Source organism: Segatella copri (assembly GCF_009494835.1).
Lineage (GTDB): Bacteria > Bacteroidota > Bacteroidia > Bacteroidales > Bacteroidaceae > Prevotella > Prevotella copri_F.
Genome location: NZ_VZBE01000048.1, coordinates 1 through 2760, shown reverse-complemented (window position 1 = coordinate 2760; position 2760 = coordinate 1). Strand labels below are relative to the sequence as shown.

Sequence of the window (2760 nt, the reverse complement as noted above, 5' to 3'; positions counted from 1 at the left end):
AATGTCACTCTTATACCTTTGCACCTGGAAACAAGTTTAAACGAATTGGTTAACGGGTGTTAAGGTGAACTGTATGTCACTCTAGAATATCACTATTTTTTGATTCAGTCCTTCGCCAAGCCAAATGTTTTCTTGTTTCCATTTAATGCTAAAATGTCAATAATATGGATAAGGAACTTTACTTTGGCGTAGATGTCTCCAAGAAGACTCTCGACCTTGCTTATTATGATGGTGAAACCATCGACTGGAAGAATGCTCATATTAAGGTGAGCAATGATGATGCTGGGTTCAAAAAGATTGGCTCCTGGGTCGCAAAGGTAGGAAAAGACTTCGATACCTTTTTGTTCTGTATGGAATATACTGGACTCTATAACCAAAACTTCAGATTATGGCTGGAATCCAAAGAATATATCTATGGTATGGTGGAACCTCGCAAAATGCATCGCTTCGAGCCAGACTTGGATGATGACCAGCGCTCTCTAGACCGTATCAAGACTGATGAACTGGATGCTTTCAGAATAGCAATCTATTGTGAGCAGAACCACAAGAAGATTCTTCGCAATCCCTCCAAACTTCCTTCACCTGTCTATTTCAAGTTGAAGAGATTGCTGGCAGAGCGTAAGCAGAACACCAAGCAGTCAACTCTCTATAAGCAGCAGCTTCATGATATCTGCGCATACGATACAGACTTATCCGTTGAACGCAAGAAACTCCTGCTGAAGAACATGCAGGAAAACCAGAAAGCAATAGACAAAGAGATTGACAGCTACATGAATGAAGATACAAGCATCAGAAAGAATTACAATCTGCTGACCTCCATTCCTGGCATTGGTCGCATCATAGCGTTGGAAACCATTGTATTGACGGAAAATTTCACTGCAATCAGCAATCCTCGCAAATATGCCTGTTACATAGGAATAGCCCCTTTTAAAAAGGAATCTGGTACCTCAGTAAGAAAGAAAACGGGGGTTTCCAAGAAAGGCTTTTCTGAAGCCAAGGCAGACTTATCCATAGCTGTCCTTTCCGCCATAAGGAACAATCCTTCAATAAGAGACTATTGGATACGCAAGAGAAAGGAAAAATGCGGTGGCATCGTGCTCAATGCCGTCAAGTTCAAGCTGGTCCTTCGTATGTTTGCCGTGATAAAGCGTGGAACACCATATGTGGAGACAGATGCATATAAGAACTAAAATGCAGCAAAAGTGAACTATCGCACTTCTTAGAGCATAACTATTTCCCGACTAAGTCTTTTGTCTGCGTTTTTTTCACTACCTTTGCCGGAGCATCTGAAATGGAAGGAACTCCGGACGGGGGTAGTGAACTATTTTGTCTTAGACAAAGACCTTTCCCTGATCTAGTCTCCCCAGCCTGAAATGCCAGGTCAAGTGCCGTTTAGGGAATTAGCCGTGGAAGCTTTTAAAAGATGTGGCTTACCCTGACATAGAGAGCTCCTTCCTGCAAAATGCGGTACAAAGGTATGAAAAATAAATCATTTATCGGCATCGACATCTCAAAAAATGTCATTGACGTATCAATTTTCTGTGAAGAAACCCCAATTAAGGACTTTTCTCACGATGTATTCAACAATTCCCGCAAGGGATTTGGCGAAATGTGCACATGGCTCAAGAAGAATCATGTGGTTCTCTCGAACTGTCTCTTCGGAATGGAGTTCACCGGCAGCTATTCCATGGAGCTGGAGAAGTTTCTTAATACCAGGAACTATCAGTTCTGCATGCTCTCCACCCATGTGGTAAAGCATTATCCCATGGGGCCCAAGGACAAGAGCGACAAGATTGACTCTGCCAAGATTGCAGACTTTCTCTATCGCTATAATGGTACTGAATGTGTCAAGCCTTATAATATGCCTGACAAGACCATGCAGAGACTCAAGGCACTGATGAATGAGCGTAAGTTCCTGGTGGAACAGCGTACATGCTTCATGAACAGAAGACAGCTATGCATCACAAAGGAAGATGCCCAGTTATATGATGGCTACATCAAAAAATTCAGCCGTGACATTGAGAACATCGAGTTGGAAGAACAGAAGTTGCTGGCTACAGACGATAGCCTCTTGTCTACTTACAAGAATCTTCTGACAATACCTGGAATAGGCTTCGTCAATGCCATAAATGTCATTGTCATTACCCGAAACTTTACCGCTTTTGAAACAGCAAGGCAATATGCCAGTTATGTTGGCGTGGCACCGCACTTCCGCACTTCAGGCACCAGTGTGAAATGGCGTCCCCGACCTTCAGCACGCTGTGATGGTCAGGCGAAAGCAGATCTATCCATGGCGGCCACAGTTGTTGTACAATATGATGCAGAGTTACAATCATTTTATAACCGTAAATTAGGAGGTAAGCAAGATTCAGACACAAAACGCAAGGCATTGAATGCCGTTAAGTTCAAACTTGTTCTCAGAATGTTCGCTATAGGTAAGCAGAACAGAGAATGGGAACCATTGGATTCAAAGAGCAGCAATGAAAAACTTGCAATATCATAAGTCCGAAACAAGTGAACTATAGCAGTCTGTGCTACTGCCATTTAGAGTCTTGTAAAGACACAAACACGGATAACTAATTAGGAATCTAGCCACACGCTATTAAAAGAACGAGTTCCGTGTTGATTTGTAACAGAAAAATCATTTTTGACCATTTCTGCTACCGATATTTTAGTGCCTGTATGTTCCAAAATACCTCTTTTGTATTTATTAACACAAAAAGTTGCTCAAAAATTTGGCTATGTCTTAGGAATCAACAA

The 2760-nt window shown here is 42.0% G+C and carries 2 protein-coding genes; both read left to right on the top strand.

Features of this window, described 5'->3' with window-relative positions:
• Positions 1-164: 164 nt before the first annotated feature.
• Positions 165-1190, top strand: a complete 1026-nt coding sequence (locus F7D47_RS06915) for an IS110 family transposase (RefSeq protein ID WP_118063236.1) — start codon at positions 165-167, stop codon at positions 1188-1190.
• Between the two features lie 287 nt (positions 1191-1477).
• Positions 1478-2503 (top strand): IS110 family transposase, encoded by a 1026-nt coding sequence (locus F7D47_RS06910; RefSeq protein WP_194252589.1) that lies wholly within the window; start codon positions 1478-1480, stop codon positions 2501-2503.
• Positions 2504-2760 lie beyond the last annotated feature (257 nt).

Excerpts from the sequence above, each read along its gene's own strand:
- F7D47_RS06910 (WP_194252589.1), top strand. The coding sequence starts at position 1,478 with ATGAAAAATAAATCATTTATCGGCATCGACATCTCAAAAAATGTCATT.
- F7D47_RS06915 (WP_118063236.1), top strand. The coding sequence starts at position 165 with ATGGATAAGGAACTTTACTTTGGCGTAGATGTCTCCAAGAAGACTCTC.